A 17,470-nucleotide genomic window follows, 5' to 3' on the forward strand; every position below is an offset into this window, starting at 1 on the left:
CCACCGTTTTGCGACTGGGCGACACACAGTCAGGTATGAGCGACGTCGAACTCGCAGACCAGGAGTGTGAAGCCTGTACCAGCGACGACGAACCCCTCGAAGGCGAGGCGATTGAGGAACTGTACGAGCAGGTCGACACCGACGTCTGGGCGGTCGTCGACGAACACCATCTCGAAGGCACCTACGCGTTCGAGGACTTCCGAGACGCTCTGGAGTTCACCTACGAGATCGGCGAACTCGCCGAGGAGGAGTGGCACCACCCCGACATCCACCTCTCGTGGGGCGAGGTCGTCGTCGAGATGTGGACCCACAAGATCGACGGGCTCCACAAGACCGACTTCGTGATGGCCGCCCGGATGGACCGAATCCACGAGGAGTACGCGCCTGAAGGAGACGACTGATCGGTAGCTGGTTGTGAGCGCCGTTCTGTCCTTGCTGACGCACTCAGCCCAAGAGCCGTCTGAAATGCCAACCTGCAGCCGCGACTAATCCTGCACCGAGGGCAAAGAGCATCCCTCTGGCCTGTTCGAGACCACCGTCACCGGTCCAGTGACTCCCCGCTCCCTGAACGCGATAGTTGAAATAATACGTTCCCTCGTGTTCGATCACCTCGCTTTGCTCGAACGCTGCGACGTCTTCGCCGTAGACGGTAACTGATCCGGTTTCGATCGCTTCCTGAACGGCTGCCGATTGTTCGGCCGCGGGGACGGCGAGTTCTGAAACTCCCTCGAGCGGGCCCACTCACGTCTCTCGGCTCTCGAACGGAGTACTCACTCTTTCGTTGGTGCGAGTGAGACGAACTCAAGGCTGTTCGTCAGGAGTCGCGGTCGTTCCAGAAGCAAGGGGCGAAATCAGCCACGGTCTGTCCTACCGAGACGCCGTCGGCTGATACGGTGAGGTGTCCGCCGAGGAACGACTCGCTGACACGAAACGAGTCGGTGTGCGGCTCTCTGCTATCGGTCCGAACCGTAACGGTCAGTTCGTAGTTGCCGAACCGATCGGTTGCGTCGAGTTTCTTCCGGTCACCCGGTTCAACCGTTACGGTTTCGTCAACGAGCGTCTTCTCGCCCGTTAGCTCGATGTGAAGTTCGTGCGTCCGTTCGTCGATGTTTCTAATACTGAGTTGCCTGGGTTCCGGCGTTCTCATCGCCTCGACCGCCTGGAGGGCAAGCGTTTGCGTTTCACCGCTGCGCTCTACCGTCGGGGTGTACGGCGTCTCGTCGACGACGACGTAGGAGCGCCCCGGGTCGATGACCTCTGCCAGCAGCACCCGTTCTGCCTCGTACGCTCCCTCCGAGAGCGCGTCGTCGACTTCGTCTCGAATTGGCACGGGAAACCGTTCGTACGCAATCGCGACTCGCGAACACTGCTCGTACGTTCGCTCTGTGGCGGGTTCGGTCTCAGTCGCAGGCCGGTCTTTCGCTCGGTCGGGATCGTCTTCACTCCTGAGGTACCCTGCGAGGGGAACTGCGGCGGCGAATCCGCCCGTAGCCAGCAGCGTCCGGCGTTTCATACCGATTCCTTTCGGACAACGTCGAATAACCGTTCTCCAAGCTCAAATGGTTCTTTCACCGTCTCCGATCGACGCTCCCGCACTCACCCCTCCGTCGGCGCGAGTGAGACGAACTCGAGGCCGTGCTCTGCGAGCAGGCGCTCGGCCCGATCGGTGACCGAGGGCGCGACCAGAATCCCCCTGACTGCGGCGTCGGCGTGGAGGTCTCGAGAGAGCGCATCCACGTACCGCCGGAGCTGGCTCACCGCGTCGGGGCCGACCCGACGGCGCTTGAGCTCGACGACGACCGGTCGCCCCTCATCGTCCTCGCCGTAGATGTCGACCGCGCCGGCAGGGGTAGCGCGCTCGGTCGCCAGCGGACGAAAGCCTGCTTCGAGCAGGGAGGGGTCGTCGAGGATGCGCCCGCGGAGGTCGGCTTCGGTGCCGACGACAGACAGCTCGGCAGCCTCGCCGATCGGAAAGACGCCGACGTGTGCGACGTCCTCGAAACGGACGACCAGCCGCTCGTCGGGCGCTTGTCGCACGCTCTGGAGGGTGAGTGTGCCATCCTCGCGGAGGACGTCGTGCTCGCAGCCGGGGGGCTGCCAGTTGACGGGTTGCTGTCCCTCGCCGGTGTGGACCAGCGCGGCGCCGTCGGGTTTGCACATCACGTGGCGGTCGCCGGCGTCGAGTTCGCTCGCCGCCCGCCCCTCGTACTCGACCGTACACCGCCCGAAGACGGTGACGAGGGCGTTCCGGCTGAGTCCGTCCCCGATCGCTTCGGCGGCGGCGGCGAGCGACGGCTGATCTACCGTGACTGGCTCGGCGTGGTCGATCGTCACTGGCGGGAGTAGCGGCCGTCCGAGTAAAAAGGACGCGAGTGCCGACGCCGAAACGAACCGGTTACGGCAGGCTCGACCTCGATTCAGCGTGTTAGCTGACCGTCACCCTTTGCGAAGGCTTTTATACGACGCACGGGATAGGCTCAGGTAAGCGGGTTCTCCCTGGAATCTTCCCGCACGGACCAGGACAACCGACCTGGGAGCGTGCTCGTCACAGCATGGAGACGATTACGGAGCGATGATTCGAGACGATACCACTCAGACAGACCGCCGACGGCCGGCGGTTTCGTCTCGGGGGCGATCGTCCCGGCGCCGCGATTGTGGCGCGAGGCGAGTCGTCCTTCGATCCCGTCTGTCACTGTACGAGTGTCGCCCTCCGTCGGCGAGTTCACGCAAAGCCACATTCGGCGACCTATGAGCACTGTAGAGCAGCAACTCGACGATTTGGAAGCACAGATCACGAGCGAGCTACCGAGCGATATCTCGGTCTCCTCGGTGAAGTACGAAGGGCCGGAACTGGTCGTCTACACGCGCGACCCGAAGAAGTTCGCCCAGCAGGGCGACCTCATCCGTACGCTCGCGAGCAAGCTTCGCAAGCGAATCACCGTCCGCCCCGACCCGAGCGTCCTCTCACACCCCGACGAGGCACGCGAGCAAGTGATGAACGTCGTTCCCGAGGAGGCCGGCGTAACGGACTTAGACTTCCACGCCGACACCGGCGAGGTCGTCATCGAGGCCCAGAAGCCGGGCATGGTGATCGGACGCCACGGCTCGACGCTCCGAGAGATTACCAAGTCCGTCGGCTGGACGCCGGAGGTCGTTCGCACGCCCCCGATCGAGTCCTCGACGGTCTCCAACGTTCGAAACTTCCTCAAACAGGAGCGCGACGACCGGCGAGATATTTTAGAACGGGTCGGTCGGCAGATCCACCGCGAGGAGATGTCCGACGACGAGTACGTCCGCATCACGACGCTTGGGTGCTGTCGCGAGGTCGGTCGCGCTTCCTTTATCCTCTCGACGCCCGAGACGCGCATCCTCATCGACTGTGGCGACAAACCCGGCGCCGAGGGCGAAGTCCCGTACCTCCACGCCCCCGAAGCGCTCGGTGCGGGTCCACAGAACATCGACGCCGTCGTCCTCACCCACGCCCACCTCGACCACTCCGCGCTCATTCCGCTGCTGTTCAAGTACGGCTACGACGGACCGATCTACTGCACGGAGCCCACTCGGGATCTGATGGGACTGCTCACCCTCGACTACCTGGACGTCGCCGCCAAGGAGGGGCGAGCCCCACCCTACGAGTCCGAGATGGTCCGTGAGGCGATCAAACACTGCATCCCTCTAGAGTACGGCGACGTCACGGACATCGCGCCGGACGTCAAGCTCACCTTCCACAACGCGGGGCACATTCTCGGCTCGGCCGTCTCGCACTTCCACATCGGCGACGGCCTCTACAACGTCGCCTTCTCGGGTGACATCCACTACAAGGATACGCGGCTGTTCAACGGCGCGGTCAACGACTTCCCGCGTGTCGAGACGCTCGTTCTGGAGTCGACCTACGGCGGTCGAAACGACTACCAGACCGATCAGGAAGACTCAGAGGAGAAGTTAAAGAAGGTCATCAATGAGGCCTACGACAAGGGCGGCAAGGTCCTCATTCCGGCGTTCGCCGTGGGTCGCTCCCAGGAGATCATGCTGGTCTTAGAGGAGGCGATGCGGTCCGGAGATATTCCCTCGATGCCCGTTCACCTGGACGGAATGATCTGGGAGGCGACGGCGATCCACACCACCTACCCTGAGTACCTCCGGGACGATCTTCGAGACCGAATCTTCCACGAGGACGAGAACCCCTTCCTCGCCGAGGAGTTCAACCACATCGACGGCGGCGAGGAGGAACGCCAGGAGGTCGCCGACGGCGAGCCCTGCATCATCCTGTCTACCTCCGGGATGGTTACCGGCGGCCCGATCATGTCCTGGCTCGGCCACATCGGCCCCGACCCGGACTCGACGCTCGTCTTCGTTGGCTACCAGGCCCAGGGAACGCTCGGCCGACGCATCCAGAACGGTTGGGACGAGATCCCGACCAGCGAGGTCGGCCACAGCGGCGGTCGAAACAGCAACGGTCGCGGCACCCTCTCGTTGAACATGGACGTCGAGACCGTCGACGGCTTCTCCGGCCACGCCGACCGCGCCGGTCTGGAGAACTTCGTCAAGACGATGAATCCCCGTCCGGAGAAGGTGCTCTGTGTCCACGGCGACGAACGCTCCACGCAGGACCTCTCGAGCGCGCTGTACCACGAGTACAACATGCGGACGTTCGCGCCGAAGAATCTCGAAACGTTCCGGTTCCTCTGAGATAATCGTCGACACGAGTTCGGACTGTTCCCGACGACTCGACGTCGACGCACGGTATCGAGTCCAAACCGGTTTGAGACCGCGATCCGTTCTGTCAGTCTCGAAGTCCGAGCGCATCTCGAACCTCCGCGTGCGTCTCTGACGCCATCCGTCCGTTCGACGAGTTCTCGAGTGCGCTCGGCCCATCGTTCACACATGGCGTCCGTTAGACGAGGGCCGACACCGCACTCACGCAGCGTCCGTCGACGTTCAGTCCGACGAACTCGCACGGCGAGTTAGGCACCGACACGTTCCAGAGACAGTCTCTGCGCTGGCCAGTGCACCCCCCAAATCCTTATCGCATGGCAAGTGCAACAATTGTTGATGAAGAAACTGATCAACGATCCCGAGAACGTCGTCGACGAGATGCTCGACGGGATGGTCGCGGCCCACCCCGACCGGTTCCGGCGGCTCGAGGGGCTCGAAGTGATCGTCCGTGCGGATGGCCCGGTCGACGGAAAGGTCGGGCTGATCTCCGGCGGCGGCAGCGGGCACGAGCCGACCCACGCCGGGTTCGTCGGCGACGGGATGCTCGACGGGGCGGCGGCTGGCGACGTTTTCACCTCCCCGACGGCAGATCAGATCGCAGAGTTGATTGAGGCCTGCGACGGCGGCGAGGGGGTCCTCTGCGTGGTGAAAAACTACGAGGGCGACGTGATGAACTTCGACACCGCCGCCGAGATGGCGGAGATGGAGGGCGTCGACGTCCGGCAGGTGCTCGTCAACGACGACGTTGCGGTCGAGGACTCGCTGTACACGAGCGGTCGACGCGGCGTCTGTGGGACGATCCTCGTCCACAAAGCCGCGGGGGCGGCCGCAGCTGACGGCGCTGAGTTAGACGAGGTCGTCCGAATCGCCGAGAAGGTCGTCGACAACGTTGGCACCATGGGGACGGCGCTTACCTCCTGTATCACCCCCGAGAAGGGCGAGCCGACGTTCGACCTCGGCGAGGACGAGATCGAACTCGGAATCGGGATCCACGGTGAACCTGGGACTGAGCGCGTCGAACACATGTCTGCCGACGAGATCACCGATCACCTCACGGAGGCCGTTCTCGCCGATCTCGACCTCGAGGCCGGCACCGAAGTGTTGACGATCGTCAACGGGATGGGCGGAACGCCGCTCTCAGAGCTGTACGTCGTCAACCACCGGCTCCAGGAGCTCATGGGCGAGCACGAGCTCACGGTCTGGGACGCCTGGGTCGGCGATTACATGACGTCGCTGGATATGGACGGCTGTTCGATCACCGTCGCCGCTGTCGACGACGAACTCACGGAGCTGCTGGCGGCTCCCGCGGACACGCCAGCGTTGACGGTCCGAGAATGAGCCAATCGGCCGTAATCTCGCCGCTGTGCCATTGCGAGAACGCGACTGCGAGAGTTCCGCCACGTAGCTCCGTGAACACGACCGCGAGAGCGCCGACGCGAAGCTCCGGAAGTGCGCCTATACAGTTGCTCAAGCGGAGGTGTGCCCATGGTTGACGAGGCCACCCAGCGCGAGGCGATCCGGGACGCCGTCGAGGCGATCGCCGAACGAATCGAGGCCGAACGGGAGCACCTCACCGATCTGGACTCCGCAATCGGCGACGCCGACCACGGGGCGAACATGGACCGCGGGATGCGTGCCGTCGTCGAACAGATCGACGACCTGGACGACGCCGATCCGGCGACGATGGTCAAGACCGTCGGAACGACGCTGATCAGGGAGGTCGGCGGCGCTGCGGGACCGCTGTACGGCGGTTCGGCGATGAGTGCCAGCACCGCGCTGTCAGACGGTGTGACGGCTGACTCGACCGTCGCGTTTGCCGAGGCGTACCTCGAGAAGGTCCAGGATCGCGGCAATGCCCGCGTCGGTGACAAGACGATGGTAGACGCGCTGACGCCGGCGGTCCATACCTACAAGAAGTCGATCGAGCAAGACGACCTCGACCCCCTGGACGCGCTCGCCAAGAGCGTCGACGCGGCCGAGCGCGGCGTCCGGTTCACCACACCGATCCGCGCCTCGAAAGGGCGGGCGTCCTATCTGGGCTGGCGATCGGTCGGCCACCAGGATCCAGGGGCGACGTCGACGCTGTTGATCCTGGAGGAACTGCTCGCCGTCGCCGAGGAGTACCTCGACGGGGCGGGCGAGCGTGACGCGGCCTCTCCAACCGTTCCCGAGGAGGAACCGACCCAATGAGCATGACACGACCCGAGGACAGCCAAGGGTGGCGACCGTGATCGGACTCGTCGTCGTCTCTCACAGCGCGAGAGCCGCCGAGGGAATCGTCGAGGTCGCGACGGAGATGGGCGGTGACGCGCGACTCGTCGCGGCCGGAGGCGATCCTGGCGGCGGAATCGGGACAAGTGCTCCGGACATCGAAGCCGCCATTCTCGAGGCCGACGACGGGGACGGCGTCGTCGTGCTCGTCGATCTGGGGAGCGCGGTAATGAACGCCGAACTCGCGATCGAGACTCTCGAGGAACCCGTCGAGGTCCGGGTGGCCGACGCGCCGATCCTCGAGGGAGCGCTCAACGCCGCCGTCGCGGCGACGTCGCCGAAGGCGACGCTCGCGGAGGTCGTCGGACGAGCCGAGGAGGCACGGCAGTACCGAAAGCTCGATTGAGAGTCGTCGCCCTGCTGGACGACCCGTTCACGACGACACTCGTCGCCCGTCTCGGGATCGCTGCTTACCTCGCTCGGGTTTCTGTGCCCAGAACGCGGACGGTTCAGCGATTCTCGTCGAGTAGCTCCTCGACGTGACCTCGACAGAGGATCGGCTCTTGGTCAGTCACAATATCGATACCGCCGGAATCATTCGTCTCCGTCCGCTGGACGAGTGCGACGTACTCCGGTGAATCGGTACACGCCTCGTGGAATCCACACTCGGCCCCCTCGCTGCCGTTTTGTCCGAACAGTTCCTTGCAATCGTAACAGACGATGCCGACGGACTCTCCAGACTGCGGCTGAGCTGCAACCTCGTACATGTGTTTGGCGATGACGCCACAGTTCAGACACCGGGACATGCGTTCCCGTACGACCTGTTCGTCCTATATGATACCGATCTATGGCCGAGGGCTCACCACGGGACAGTCGTTTGGCTCATCTCTATCTGGGCGCCGTCTCCGCCTCCCTCACTGACGTTGCCTGCCTCGCCCGGTTACCTCTCACGTTCGGCGGTCACGGCCGGATCGACGACCGCACCAGTCGCCAGATCAACGCCGACCTGTTCGCACCGACCGGCCAGGGGACAGGCGTCTGCTCCCTCCAGGCAAGCCGGGGCTTGCGCCGTGCAGTACTCGCGACCGAACTGGATCGTCGCAGTGTGGCCGAAGCCGCACTTCTCCGGCGGGACGTCCCGTTCGAGAACTTCACGGACCGTCTCGTGATCGGCCTGAGCCGGCGCGATTCCCATGCGGCGATACAGCCGATGGACGTGCGTGTCGACGGGGAAGACGCCGTTTCGACCGCCAGCAAAGAGGAGGACACAGTCCGCCGTCTTCGGCCCGACACCGCGCACGCCGAGAAGAGTGTCGCGGACCGCCGCCGGATCCGCTTCCCGCACGAACGCGTCGAACGCCGCCGCCGAGCCGAACGCCTCGCAGACCCACTGAGCCGCCTCGACGATCATCCGGGACTTCTGGTTGTACAGCCCCGCGGATTCGATCGTCTCAGCGACCGTCTCTTGGTTTGCGGCGGCGAGTGCCGCGGCGAGATCTGCCGCCGGTTCGGCGCTCGCGTTGTCTTCGGTGGTGTGTTCCCCACCGCCCCCGTACCGCTCCATCAGCGCGTCGTGGGCAGGCTGGCTGGCGACGTCGCTCGTGTTCTGGCTCAGGATCGTCCGGACGAGGCAGGTGAAGGCGTCCTGTCCCCCGTAGCTCTTCTCCCAGTATAGCTCTCCGAGGCGATCGACGACGGCCTCCGCGCGCGTCTCGGCGGTCGCCGGGTCGAACGCCGCGGTCTCGCCGCCGCCGTCGAGCCCGCCGCTGATGTTTTCGGCCGGTTCGGGATCGTCGCTCATGCTCTGGAACGAGTACCGGACGGCCAAAGGTCCAGCGTCCACCGCACGGCTGCCCTACGAAACGGTGATCGTCACCGTCACGTCGGCGCCGTCGGCGAGCGTCTCGACGAGGTCGCGGTCGAAGCCTTCGGCGGCGAACTCGGCGCCCAGCAGGATCGTCCGGTCGTCGACGTAGTCGCTGGTTCGCCCGACGGCGCTTCGCTCGTTAGTGAACTCGAGATCCGGGTCACCGCGACCGGTCACCGAGTCGGTGTGGTTGCCGGCTTCGATCGTGACCTCGATTGTCGCCGCCTCGTCTCGACAGGCCTCTACGAATTCGGGGTCGAAGTCGGCAGGTGCGCGGTCGGCGTCGGTGGCGAGGATGCAGTCCCCGGCGGGGGTGAGGTAGTCGTCGGTTGTCACCTCGAACGTGCTCGCGTGCTCGGCGCTGACGTTCTCGTGACCGCGGGCGTGAATGACTTCTTCCATGACCGAGGGTACGCGGCCGGTCAGAAAACGGACTCGAATTCCGACACGGGTGGACGTCCTCGGTTCCTCGTGTCGCGCTCTTTCTCTGGTGTGGGATCGCAGAGCTGTCGTACGCCAGCCCGCTACGAGCGAGCCCGGTATCCGGCACGGAACTCCCGGACGATCGCACCTAACACGCTGCCGAGGACGACGACGAACAGCAGGACGCGGCCGACTCCCGTTTCGGCGGTCGCCGACCCGAGCGCGAGACTTCCCAGTATCGCGAGGACGCCGCCGGCGATCGAGAGCGCCGCCAGCCCAAGTTGGGCAGGGGAGCCAGTCTCACGCGAGAGGACGTACTGTGGCAGGGCGACTCCGACGACGAGGTAGATGGCGATTCCGATCGGTGTCGCGCCGAAAACCGTCGCAGTGCTCCCGAGCAGGAGTCCCGTCGCCCCGGCCGTCACTATCGCCAGCCCCAGACTGCCCCCGATGACGACGGCTTCTCTCATACGCGATGCTACCAGTCAGATTGTGTAAGAGTTTCGGTGCGAACCCTAGGTTAGACCAGACTTGCGCCGTCGAACTCGCCGCGGTTGTACTCGATATCGAGCAGATCGAGGATCGTCGGCGCGATGTCGAGCAAGTCGGCGTTTCCGATCGAGGCGTCGGGTGTGTCGATGTATAGTGAGGTGTCGTCGAAGCTGTGCATCCCGTTTCGCGGTCCTGTGTCGAATACCTCGGAGTCGGCCTTGAAGCCCGCCTTGAAGTCAAAGCCCTTGGCAGGAATCGCGACGAGGTCGGGAGCGATCTCGTCGTGGTCGCCGCGGAACGCTTCTTCTTTCTCGACGACGCGGTCGACGACGGGCTCGCCATCGGGGCCCTCGATGGCTTCGAGTTCGGCTTTGAGTTCGTCGCGGACGTCGTCGTACTCGTCTTCGGAAACCGAACCGCGGGGCTCGCGGCCCTCGAGATTCAGGTAGAACCGGCCAGGGATGAACGAGTACGCACGGGTATCGTCGCTGATATCGTCTAGCTCCTGGGGCTCGTCGGTTTGGAAGGAGAGCCAGCCGTTCTCGCGGAGCCACTCGTTGCAGTGGAACTCGTAGTCTAAGCTCGTAAAGCCGTGGTCGGAGGCGACGACGAGAGTGACATCCTCGGGGAGGGCCTCGCGGAGGCGGCCGACGTAGTCGTCGACCTTCTCGTAGAACTTGAGGAACTCCTCGCGGTACTCGCCGTCGCGCTCGTAGTCGCGAAAGAGGAAGTGGTTGACCCGGTCGGTCGTCATGAAGACGCCGAAAAAGAGGTCCCAGTCGTCTTCCTCGATGTAGTGGGAAAACGCCTCGAAGCGGGCGTCGAGCGTCGCGTGGGCGTCCTCGATGAACTCGGCTTTCTCCTGTTGGTGGCCGAGTTTCGGGTTGACGTCGATTCGGTAGTCGATTTCTTCGAGCGTCTCGCGGACGTCGTCGGGGTAGGCTGCCTTCTCGAGATCTGGCGAGAGAAAGCCCGAAACCATCCGCTGGACGTTTCGTTGTGGCGGAAAGGTAACCGGAACGTTGAACACCGACGCCTTGCGACCCGCCTCCTGGACGCGGTCCCAGACACGGTCGGCCTGGACCTCGTTGCCCATTGGAACGTACGTGTCGTACGTGCCGACTTCGCGGTCCTGGAAGCCGTAAACGCCGGTCTCACCGGGGTTCATACCGGTCGTCAGTGCCGGCCAGCAGGCGCTCGACTCCGGCGGGACGATGCTCGAAATCTCGCTTGCGGTTCCTTCCTCCGCGAGCTCGGCGAAGTTCGGGAACCGCTCTTCGTGTTGGCTCAACAGACTGTACGGCACACCGTCGACGCCGATAAACGCGACCCGAGGGCTCCCATCGCCCCGTAATCGGTCGAACAGACCCATGGCGGGTCGTAGTCCGAGGGGATACAAGAAGCTTCGTTTCGAGACACTGTTTCCGACACTAGCCGACGGGGTCAAGGGAGGGGCTACAGCGCCCGTCAGGGGGGTGACTCTTCCGACTCCGAGCGGGCGGTCTCAGGATCGAAGTTCGTGGGGACGACGGTCAGGTGTGCGATGCCGATCGCCGCGTCGGAATCGGTGTGGTGGGCCGTCGTGCGTCGGGGCGTGTTCGATGCCATTGCGGTAGAATAGACGCTACCGACGTGGATAAAATTACCCATGCTCATAATGCATCTCCGCCGCGGGGTCGGATAACCCGTACGAATCGAGAGAGTTGCCGGAACCGGATTAGCCGAAGTGCTCCTCGTAGAGCTCCTGTGCGTGTTCGATCGCGTCGTATGCAGCCTGCCGGTCTTCCCAGCCGAGCGTTTCGACTTCTTTGCCTTCCTCTAAGTTCTTGTAGGTCGCGAAGAACTCGTCAATCTCGTCGCGCTGTTGTTGTGGGATGTCTTCGAGATCCTCGATATGGTCGTAGCGGGGATCCTCGCTTGGGACGGCGATGACCTTGTCGTCCTGCTCGCCGTCGTCGTCCATCTTCATCAGCGCGACAGGCCGGGCCTCGATGACACAGCCGGGGAACGTCTGATCCTCGACGAGCACGAGCACGTCGAAGGGGTCCTCGTCGTCGTAGTACGATTGCGGAATAAATCCGTAGTCGGAGGGATAGTGAACGTTGCTGTGGAGCACGCGGTCAAGGACGACACCCGGTACGTCCTTATCGTACTCGTACTTGTTGCGCTCGCCTTTCAGACACTCGACGACGGCGTAGATCTCTTCCGGTGCGTTCGGTCCCGTCTCGAGGTCTTCCCAGAGATTTACCATACCGGAGCATCCACTGTCGATCAAAAAGTACTTTCCTAATCCCACTGAACCGAGTAAGCGGTGGCTACCGGCCGTCGACAGCGCGAGTGTCGTCACGAATCGACAGCTTGCCACACACCCAAAACAGAGGGAAGGCGGCCTGGCTGACCGAAATTGCGGATAGTTGGCAAGTCTTAAATAGCTTGGTGACATTTACAAACCTATGTCAGAGGCACGAACGATCAGCGGTGAACAGCGTATTGCGCGCGAGCTAACGGCCTTCCAGAACAACATTCTCGTTATCCTCGCCAGAGAACCGATGTACGGCCTGGCGATCAAGCGAGATCTGGAGGACTACTACGGAACGGAGGTCAACCACGGCCGACTCTACCCCAACCTCGACGAGCTCGTCGAGCTCGGCCTGGTCGAGAAGAGCGAACTCGACAAGCGAACCAACCAGTACTCGCTGACCGACGACGGCTACGCGGCCGTCTTAGACGGCGTCGAGTGGGCGCTCTCGAACATCGTCACGAACGAGGCGCGCGCCGACGAGATCCGCGAACTCGTCGACAGCAGCTACTGATACTCCGGTACCCGTTTTCCGGCCGTCTCGTAGACGAGTGCGATCGACCGGTCGATCGTCTCTCGCTGACGAGCTGACGGCCACGCGTTTCGAACGAAGTACTCGGTCCGAAACTCGGCGAGCTCCGCCGCCGTCGCCGACTCGATCGGCTTCGCGTAGTGGTTGCCGAAGAAGTCTGCAAGCGCCGCCGCGTTGTCGCCGTGGATCTCGCCGTGCTCGTCGCGAACTGCCTCGACCAGCGTCCGATTCTCGCGGTCGACGGCCGTCCAGTCGTCGGGATTTTCGGTTCCCTCGAGGGGAATCTCGATCGCCCGCGAGAGGTCCTCGATCCGGTCGGTCCGAATCACGTCCCCGTCTCGCCACTCCGCGGGATGACAGACGAGCACGTCCCCGCCATCGTCCTCGCGAATCCGCGCCGCAAACTCGTGGCGGTCGAGCAGGTCGTCCCGGTGGTCGCGATACTGTTCCGATTCCGCTGGATCTGCAACGGCTCGGGCCAGTCTAGTCAGTCGCTCTACTTCCTCGACTGCGTCGTCAGGGAGCGTCGATCCGTCCGTGGAGGTCGTCGACTCGTCGGCGTCGACTCCGTCTTCGGGTTCTCCGCCCTCGGTTGCGTCGCGCATACGCGTGGTTCTCATCTCGGCGCTCGAACGGTTTTCGCCTGTCGGTTGGCGGTCTCGTGTGGACGGGCGCTGCAGGATTGGCTCAGGCCTGATCCATCGCCTCGTTGGCCAGCTCGTCCGCGCGCTCGTTGACCGACCGAGGGACGTGTTCGAGTGTCCACTCGTCGAACGCAGAGAGCAACTCCAGGGCCGTCACGCGACGCTCGCGAAGCTCCGGGTTGTTGGTGTCGTACTCCCCGCGGACCTGCTTGACGATCAGTTCAGAGTCTCCTCGAACGTGGACTTCCTCGTAGCCGTAGTCCCGAGCCGCCTCGAGCGCCGCGATAAGCGCCTCGTACTCCGCCTGGTTGTTCGTCGCGCGCCCGATTGTCTCACAGCCCTCGCCGACGATTCCCTCGCTCGTCACGATCACCCAGCCGATTCCTGCAGGGCCGGGATTCCCGCGCGCGCCGCCGTCGAAGTAGACGTGTGCGCGTCCGCCGCCCTCCCGGAGCAACGCCTCGAGTGCACGCGGTTCGGCTCCCTGAATCACGACCTTGTTCTCGTAGGCAACCGCCGTCGCACCGTCGCGGCGCGCGCGCCACTGTTCGTGGTCGGTGTTTCCCGGCTCGACGGAGACGTCGGCGTCCTCGAGCCGGCGACGGGCCTCTTCAACGTCACACTGGATGACCGGCATTCGTCGGTTTCTCGGCCAGAACTGGATAAAATTGTTCTGGTTTCGTATCACAATTCTCGAGTGTGGTGTCCGCTATCGTCCGTTTTCAGCGGATTCGACGTGTACGGTTGTGTTTCGCCCCAAGGGTTTATATACTGTGGTGATACTACTATAAAAGTGCGATGACACGGTCCACCCGCCAGCGGGAGCGAACGCGTGAGATGGACGAGACCGAGGATCAAGAGGGGGTACGCGCCTGTCCTGAGTGTGAATCGGACAATCTCGTAAAGGACTCCGACCGGGGTGAGCTCATCTGTGAGGACTGTGGGCTCGTCGTCGAGGAGGAGAAAATCGATCCGGGTCCCGAGTGGCGAGCATTCAACCACCAGGAGCGCCAGCAGAAGTCCCGTGTCGGCGCGCCGACGACGCAGACGATGCACGACAAGGGGCTGACGACGACGATCGACTGGAAAGACAAAGACGCCTACGGCCGCTCTATTTCGTCGAAAAAGCGCAGTCAGATGCACCGGCTGCGAAAGTGGCAAGAACGGATTCGGACGAAAGACGCGGGCGAACGCAACCTGCAGTTCGCCCTCTCCGAGATCGATCGGATGGCGAGCGCGCTCGGCGTGCCGCGCTCGGTTCGCGAGGTCGCGTCGGTGATCTACCGGCGCGCGCTGAAAGAGGACCTCATTCGAGGGCGCTCGATCGAGGGAGTCGCCACGAGCGCACTCTATGCAGCCTGCCGAAAGGAGGGGATTCCACGCAGTCTCGAGGAGATTTCGGAGGTCTCGCGGGTCGAGCGCAAGGAGATCGGCCGAACGTATCGATATATTTCTCAGGAACTCGGCCTCGAAATGCGTCCCGTCGACCCCAAGAAGTACGTCCCGCGGTTCTGTTCTGAACTGGAGCTCTCCGAAGAGGTCCAGACGAAAGCCAACGAGATTATCGAGAAGACCGCCGAGGAGGGACTGCTCTCGGGGAAGTCCCCGACGGGCTACGCCGCGGCTGCGATCTACGCCGCCTCCCTGCTCTGTAACGAGAAGAAGACCCAACGCGAGGTCGCAGACGTCGCGCAGGTGACCGAAGTCACCATCCGGAATCGCTACCAAGAACAGATCGAAGCGATGGGTATTCACGGCTAACTCGGTCGCCCCACTCTGAGATCTTCGGTGTGATCGCCGCTGTCGCCAATCAGTGGCATCTCTCTGCGCGAGTGTGGGCCGGCAAACGGCGTCAGTGCCACTCGAATCCCGTCGTTACTCGTCTTCGACCGACGGGATTCGAGTGTTACTCGTCTTCGACCTCGATCGAGATCTCGTCGGTCATGTCGTAGGCGATGTGGTCGCCGTCGCTGGCCTGTGCACACAGGTCGTACTCGCCCGGTTCGAGGTCGAGCGTGATATCGGTCCCACCCTCTCCCAGATGGTGGTATCCCTCCTCGAACGGGATCGGTTCGATGGGCTCGACGCAGCCGACGTCGACCAGTACGTGGAGGTGGCCCTGCCCGTCTTGAACGGACTGCTCCTGGCCCTCCTCGTCTCCATTGGTCTCTCCGTTTCCATTGGCCTCTTCGTCCTCTCCAGTGGCCTCTCCGTCGTCGTCTCCTTCATCACCCGTCCCAGCTACCGGCTCTAGCTCGAACTCCTCGACGGCCATCGAGATCTCGACGGGACTGGACACGGTCTCACCGTCCTCTGGCTGTTCGAACCACACCTCGCCCTCCGGGTTCTCGTGGTCTACCTCTTCGTCATCCTCGCCGGAATCGTCGGCTCCGGGCTCCGTATCCGACTCATCCGGCGGTTCGTCCGAACCGGGGCCGCCGTCGAGACAGCCACCGAGTGCTGTCGCTCCGATTCCGGCCATCCCGGCGACGTACTGTCGTCGATCGAGGTGGCGTGTCATGGGTGAGTCGTTGGACAAGGAGGTGACCATCGCTCGCGATTCGATTGCAGTGACATTGCTGTCTTTCCGTGACCTGGTCAAAAAAGGCCAGAGCCTGCCTGTGACGGTCAGTCGCTCTTGCCGACGCTGATGACCTGTAACAACGAGTAGACCGGGACGCCGTCGATCTCGTCGATTCCCTGTTTGTCTGCGAGCACGACACAGGCCAGTGGCTCGCCGCCCTTCTCGCGGATTGCGTTGATCGTTTCCCGCATCGTCGTTCCGCTCGTGATCGTGTCGTCGACGACGTAACACTCTCGGTCGCGAATCGACGCGAAGTTCCGGCTGAAGGTTCCACCTAGGTCCTCGATATCGCCTTCTTCCCACTGGTGTTTTGCCGGCGTGTACGTCCCGAGGTCGCTCCCGAGTTCACGCGCGATCAGGGTCGCGATCGGACCACCTGCCTTCTCGATCCCGATCGTGAGATCGACTTCCTCACCGTGTTTCGCGAGCAGGTCGGCCATCGCCGCTGAGATAGCCTCCATGCGCTTGCTGTCCCGGCCGACTGCAGACCAGTCGACGTGGATGTCCTGTGGACTGCCACCGGCCGCCTCGTCGCCACGGCGGCGCCCCGTCGGCTCTGGCGCTGCGTCGCTGCGCTCGACCAGCCAACTGGCAGTCTCGCGCGAGACGTTCAGTTCGTCCGCAATCTCTCCCTTCGAGAGCCCCCGATTTGCGAGCTCCGATGCGCTCTCGATCAGATCGTCGACGTTCTTCATGGGCGTGAATTCGGTCGCCGTTTTTATAGGCGTATCGTCGTAGTAGCATTCCTGCAACCGTGACCCCGAACACCGAGTGTCCCATCGGCGCCGTCGTCTGTTCCTCGCGTCTGTGAGGTCCGACCCGGTTCTTAAACCACTGGAACAGACAAGCCTGCTTATCAAGCGTCTCGGAAGTGTCCGTTGGGACCAGTTCGATCCGCACTCGGCACGACCGGGCCACCCCCCAGCGGATCGAGTACGCCCACAATGATCTCACTCGAGCATCACACCCCTTGTACCCGAATCGCGTTCCGACCAGGGTCGCCTGGAGGTGAGTTGCGGTGACGACGATTACCGAAGTATCGATCTCGGCCGACGAGTTCGCTCTCGCCGAGACGTTGCGATCGGTTTCGGACCTCGAACTCCGCGTGGAGAGCGTCGTTGCCGAGGGACCGTCCCGGACGATGCCTCTCGTGTGGTTTTCGAACACCGACCGAGCGACACTCGAGGAGACGTTAGCAGCCGATCCGTCCGTCGAGACCCACCGGCGACTGCTCGAGGCGTCGGATGGCGAGGAGTGGTTGTATCGACTCGGATATACGGACCAGGTCGACGATATCTGCCACTGTATCTTCGACTACGACGGGGCGATCCTCGACGCGCGCGTCTCCGAAGAGCGATGGACGCTTCGACTCCTGTTTCCCCAGCGCGAAGACCTCTCAGACGCCATGGGAGCCGTCGAGGAACGAGGCGTCGTCACCGACATCAGACGGATGGTCGAAGCCGACCAAAACGCCGATCTCGAGGCGACCGCCGCGCTGACCGATGCCCAACAGGAGGCGATCAGCGAGGCCTACCGACAGGGCTACTACGACGTTCCTCGCGAGATATCGCTCGAGGATCTGGCAACGAAACTCGACATCTCTCACCAGGCGCTCTCCGAGCGGTTGCGACGGGCGAATCGTGTCCTGGCCGGCGAACAGATCGACGAACCGCCGAAAGCGTCTGATTGAGCGTCGCTCGAG

The 17,470-nt window shown here is 63.4% G+C and carries 22 protein-coding genes; 8 read left to right on the forward strand and 14 right to left on the reverse strand.

The annotated features are described in order from the left end of the window. The first annotated feature begins 35 nt into the window (after positions 1–35). Positions 36–401 carry a 4a-hydroxytetrahydrobiopterin dehydratase gene (locus OB905_00115; GenBank protein ID MCU4924389.1) on the forward strand — a complete coding sequence of 122 codons (366 nt, stop codon included), beginning with the start codon at positions 36–38 and terminating at the stop codon, positions 399–401. 43 nt (positions 402–444) lie between these two features. Here the strand turns inward: OB905_00115 and OB905_00120 are convergent, their stop codons facing one another. From OB905_00120 to nucS, 3 genes are all read right to left on the reverse strand, one after another. Further along, positions 445–741 (reverse strand): hypothetical protein, encoded by a 297-nt coding sequence (locus OB905_00120; GenBank protein ID MCU4924390.1) that lies wholly within the window; start codon positions 739–741, stop codon positions 445–447. A gap of 73 nt (positions 742–814) precedes the next feature. Continuing rightward, a complete protein-coding gene (locus OB905_00125) occupies positions 815–1,513 on the reverse strand; it encodes a hypothetical protein (GenBank protein ID MCU4924391.1) in 699 nt (232 codons plus the stop codon). 83 nt (positions 1,514–1,596) lie between these two features. Beyond that, complete coding sequence (gene nucS / locus OB905_00130) at positions 1,597–2,334, reverse strand: endonuclease NucS (protein MCU4924392.1); 738 nt, start codon at positions 2,332–2,334, stop codon at positions 1,597–1,599. 414 nt (positions 2,335–2,748) lie between these two features. Between nucS and OB905_00135 the strand changes: the two genes are divergently transcribed. From OB905_00135 to dhaM, 4 genes are all read left to right on the forward strand, one after another. Beyond that, entirely contained in the window at positions 2,749–4,689 is a 1,941-nt protein-coding gene (locus OB905_00135; protein MCU4924393.1) for a beta-CASP ribonuclease aCPSF1, read from the forward strand. Positions 4,690–5,052: 363 nt separating this feature from the next. Continuing rightward, positions 5,053–6,054 carry a dihydroxyacetone kinase subunit DhaK gene (dhaK, locus tag OB905_00140; protein MCU4924394.1) on the forward strand — a complete coding sequence of 334 codons (1,002 nt, stop codon included), beginning with the start codon at positions 5,053–5,055 and terminating at the stop codon, positions 6,052–6,054. Positions 6,055–6,201: 147 nt separating this feature from the next. Next, positions 6,202–6,906: a dihydroxyacetone kinase subunit DhaL gene (gene dhaL / locus OB905_00145; GenBank protein ID MCU4924395.1), complete on the forward strand. Its 705-nt coding sequence runs from the start codon at positions 6,202–6,204 to the stop codon at positions 6,904–6,906. A gap of 37 nt (positions 6,907–6,943) precedes the next feature. Beyond that, on the forward strand, positions 6,944–7,333 hold the full coding sequence (gene dhaM, locus OB905_00150; protein MCU4924396.1) for a dihydroxyacetone kinase phosphoryl donor subunit DhaM: 390 nt from the start codon (positions 6,944–6,946) through the stop codon (positions 7,331–7,333). A gap of 103 nt (positions 7,334–7,436) precedes the next feature. Here the strand turns inward: dhaM and OB905_00155 are convergent, their stop codons facing one another. From OB905_00155 to OB905_00185, 7 genes are all read right to left on the reverse strand, one after another. Further along, on the reverse strand, positions 7,437–7,733 hold the full coding sequence (locus tag OB905_00155) for a hypothetical protein (protein MCU4924397.1): 297 nt from the start codon (positions 7,731–7,733) through the stop codon (positions 7,437–7,439). Positions 7,734–7,867: 134 nt separating this feature from the next. After that, a complete protein-coding gene (locus OB905_00160) occupies positions 7,868–8,728 on the reverse strand; it encodes an endonuclease III (GenBank protein ID MCU4924398.1) in 861 nt (286 codons plus the stop codon). A gap of 54 nt (positions 8,729–8,782) precedes the next feature. Then, positions 8,783–9,196, reverse strand: a complete 414-nt coding sequence (locus tag OB905_00165) for a DUF371 domain-containing protein (protein MCU4924399.1) — start codon at positions 9,194–9,196, stop codon at positions 8,783–8,785. A 122-nt stretch (positions 9,197–9,318) separates the two neighbouring features. Next, entirely contained in the window at positions 9,319–9,687 is a 369-nt protein-coding gene (locus tag OB905_00170; protein ID MCU4924400.1) for a hypothetical protein, read from the reverse strand. 50 nt (positions 9,688–9,737) lie between these two features. Further along, positions 9,738–11,081: an alkaline phosphatase family protein gene (locus tag OB905_00175; GenBank protein ID MCU4924401.1), complete on the reverse strand. Its 1,344-nt coding sequence runs from the start codon at positions 11,079–11,081 to the stop codon at positions 9,738–9,740. A 95-nt stretch (positions 11,082–11,176) separates the two neighbouring features. Next, a complete protein-coding gene (locus tag OB905_00180; protein ID MCU4924402.1) occupies positions 11,177–11,317 on the reverse strand; it encodes a hypothetical protein in 141 nt (46 codons plus the stop codon). A 109-nt stretch (positions 11,318–11,426) separates the two neighbouring features. Then, positions 11,427–11,960 carry an inorganic diphosphatase gene (locus tag OB905_00185; GenBank protein MCU4924403.1) on the reverse strand — a complete coding sequence of 178 codons (534 nt, stop codon included), beginning with the start codon at positions 11,958–11,960 and terminating at the stop codon, positions 11,427–11,429. A gap of 202 nt (positions 11,961–12,162) precedes the next feature. Here OB905_00185 and OB905_00190 point away from each other — a divergent pair, with 202 nt between their 5' ends. After that, complete coding sequence (locus OB905_00190) at positions 12,163–12,522, forward strand: PadR family transcriptional regulator (protein MCU4924404.1); 360 nt, start codon at positions 12,163–12,165, stop codon at positions 12,520–12,522. On the opposite strand, the gene OB905_00195 is transcribed toward OB905_00190, so the two are convergent. After that, positions 12,516–13,145, reverse strand: coding sequence for a rnhA operon protein (locus OB905_00195; GenBank protein MCU4924405.1), 630 nt, complete (start codon positions 13,143–13,145; stop codon positions 12,516–12,518). The genes OB905_00190 and OB905_00195 overlap by 7 nt on opposite strands. Positions 13,146–13,227: 82 nt before the next feature. After that, positions 13,228–13,821, reverse strand: coding sequence for a ribonuclease HI family protein (locus OB905_00200; protein ID MCU4924406.1), 594 nt, complete (start codon positions 13,819–13,821; stop codon positions 13,228–13,230). Between the two features lie 161 nt (positions 13,822–13,982). Between OB905_00200 and OB905_00205 the strand changes: the two genes are divergently transcribed. Further along, entirely contained in the window at positions 13,983–14,945 is a 963-nt protein-coding gene (locus OB905_00205) for a transcription initiation factor IIB (GenBank protein ID MCU4924407.1), read from the forward strand. Between the two features lie 145 nt (positions 14,946–15,090). On the opposite strand, the gene OB905_00210 is transcribed toward OB905_00205, so the two are convergent. Together OB905_00210 and OB905_00215 are read right to left on the reverse strand one after the other, a co-directional pair. Next, positions 15,091–15,705: a DUF4399 domain-containing protein gene (locus OB905_00210; protein MCU4924408.1), complete on the reverse strand. Its 615-nt coding sequence runs from the start codon at positions 15,703–15,705 to the stop codon at positions 15,091–15,093. Positions 15,706–15,812: 107 nt separating this feature from the next. Further along, the gene (locus OB905_00215; protein MCU4924409.1) at positions 15,813–16,463 is read right to left on the reverse strand and encodes an orotate phosphoribosyltransferase-like protein; all 651 of its coding nucleotides are present in this window, start codon (positions 16,461–16,463) and stop codon (positions 15,813–15,815) included. Positions 16,464–16,786: 323 nt separating this feature from the next. Between OB905_00215 and OB905_00220 the strand changes: the two genes are divergently transcribed. After that, complete coding sequence (locus tag OB905_00220) at positions 16,787–17,458, forward strand: helix-turn-helix domain-containing protein (GenBank protein MCU4924410.1); 672 nt, start codon at positions 16,787–16,789, stop codon at positions 17,456–17,458. Positions 17,459–17,470: the final 12 nt, after the last annotated feature.

Source organism: Halobacteria archaeon AArc-dxtr1 (genome assembly GCA_025517425.1).
Lineage (GTDB): Archaea > Halobacteriota > Halobacteria > Halobacteriales > Natrialbaceae > Halostagnicola.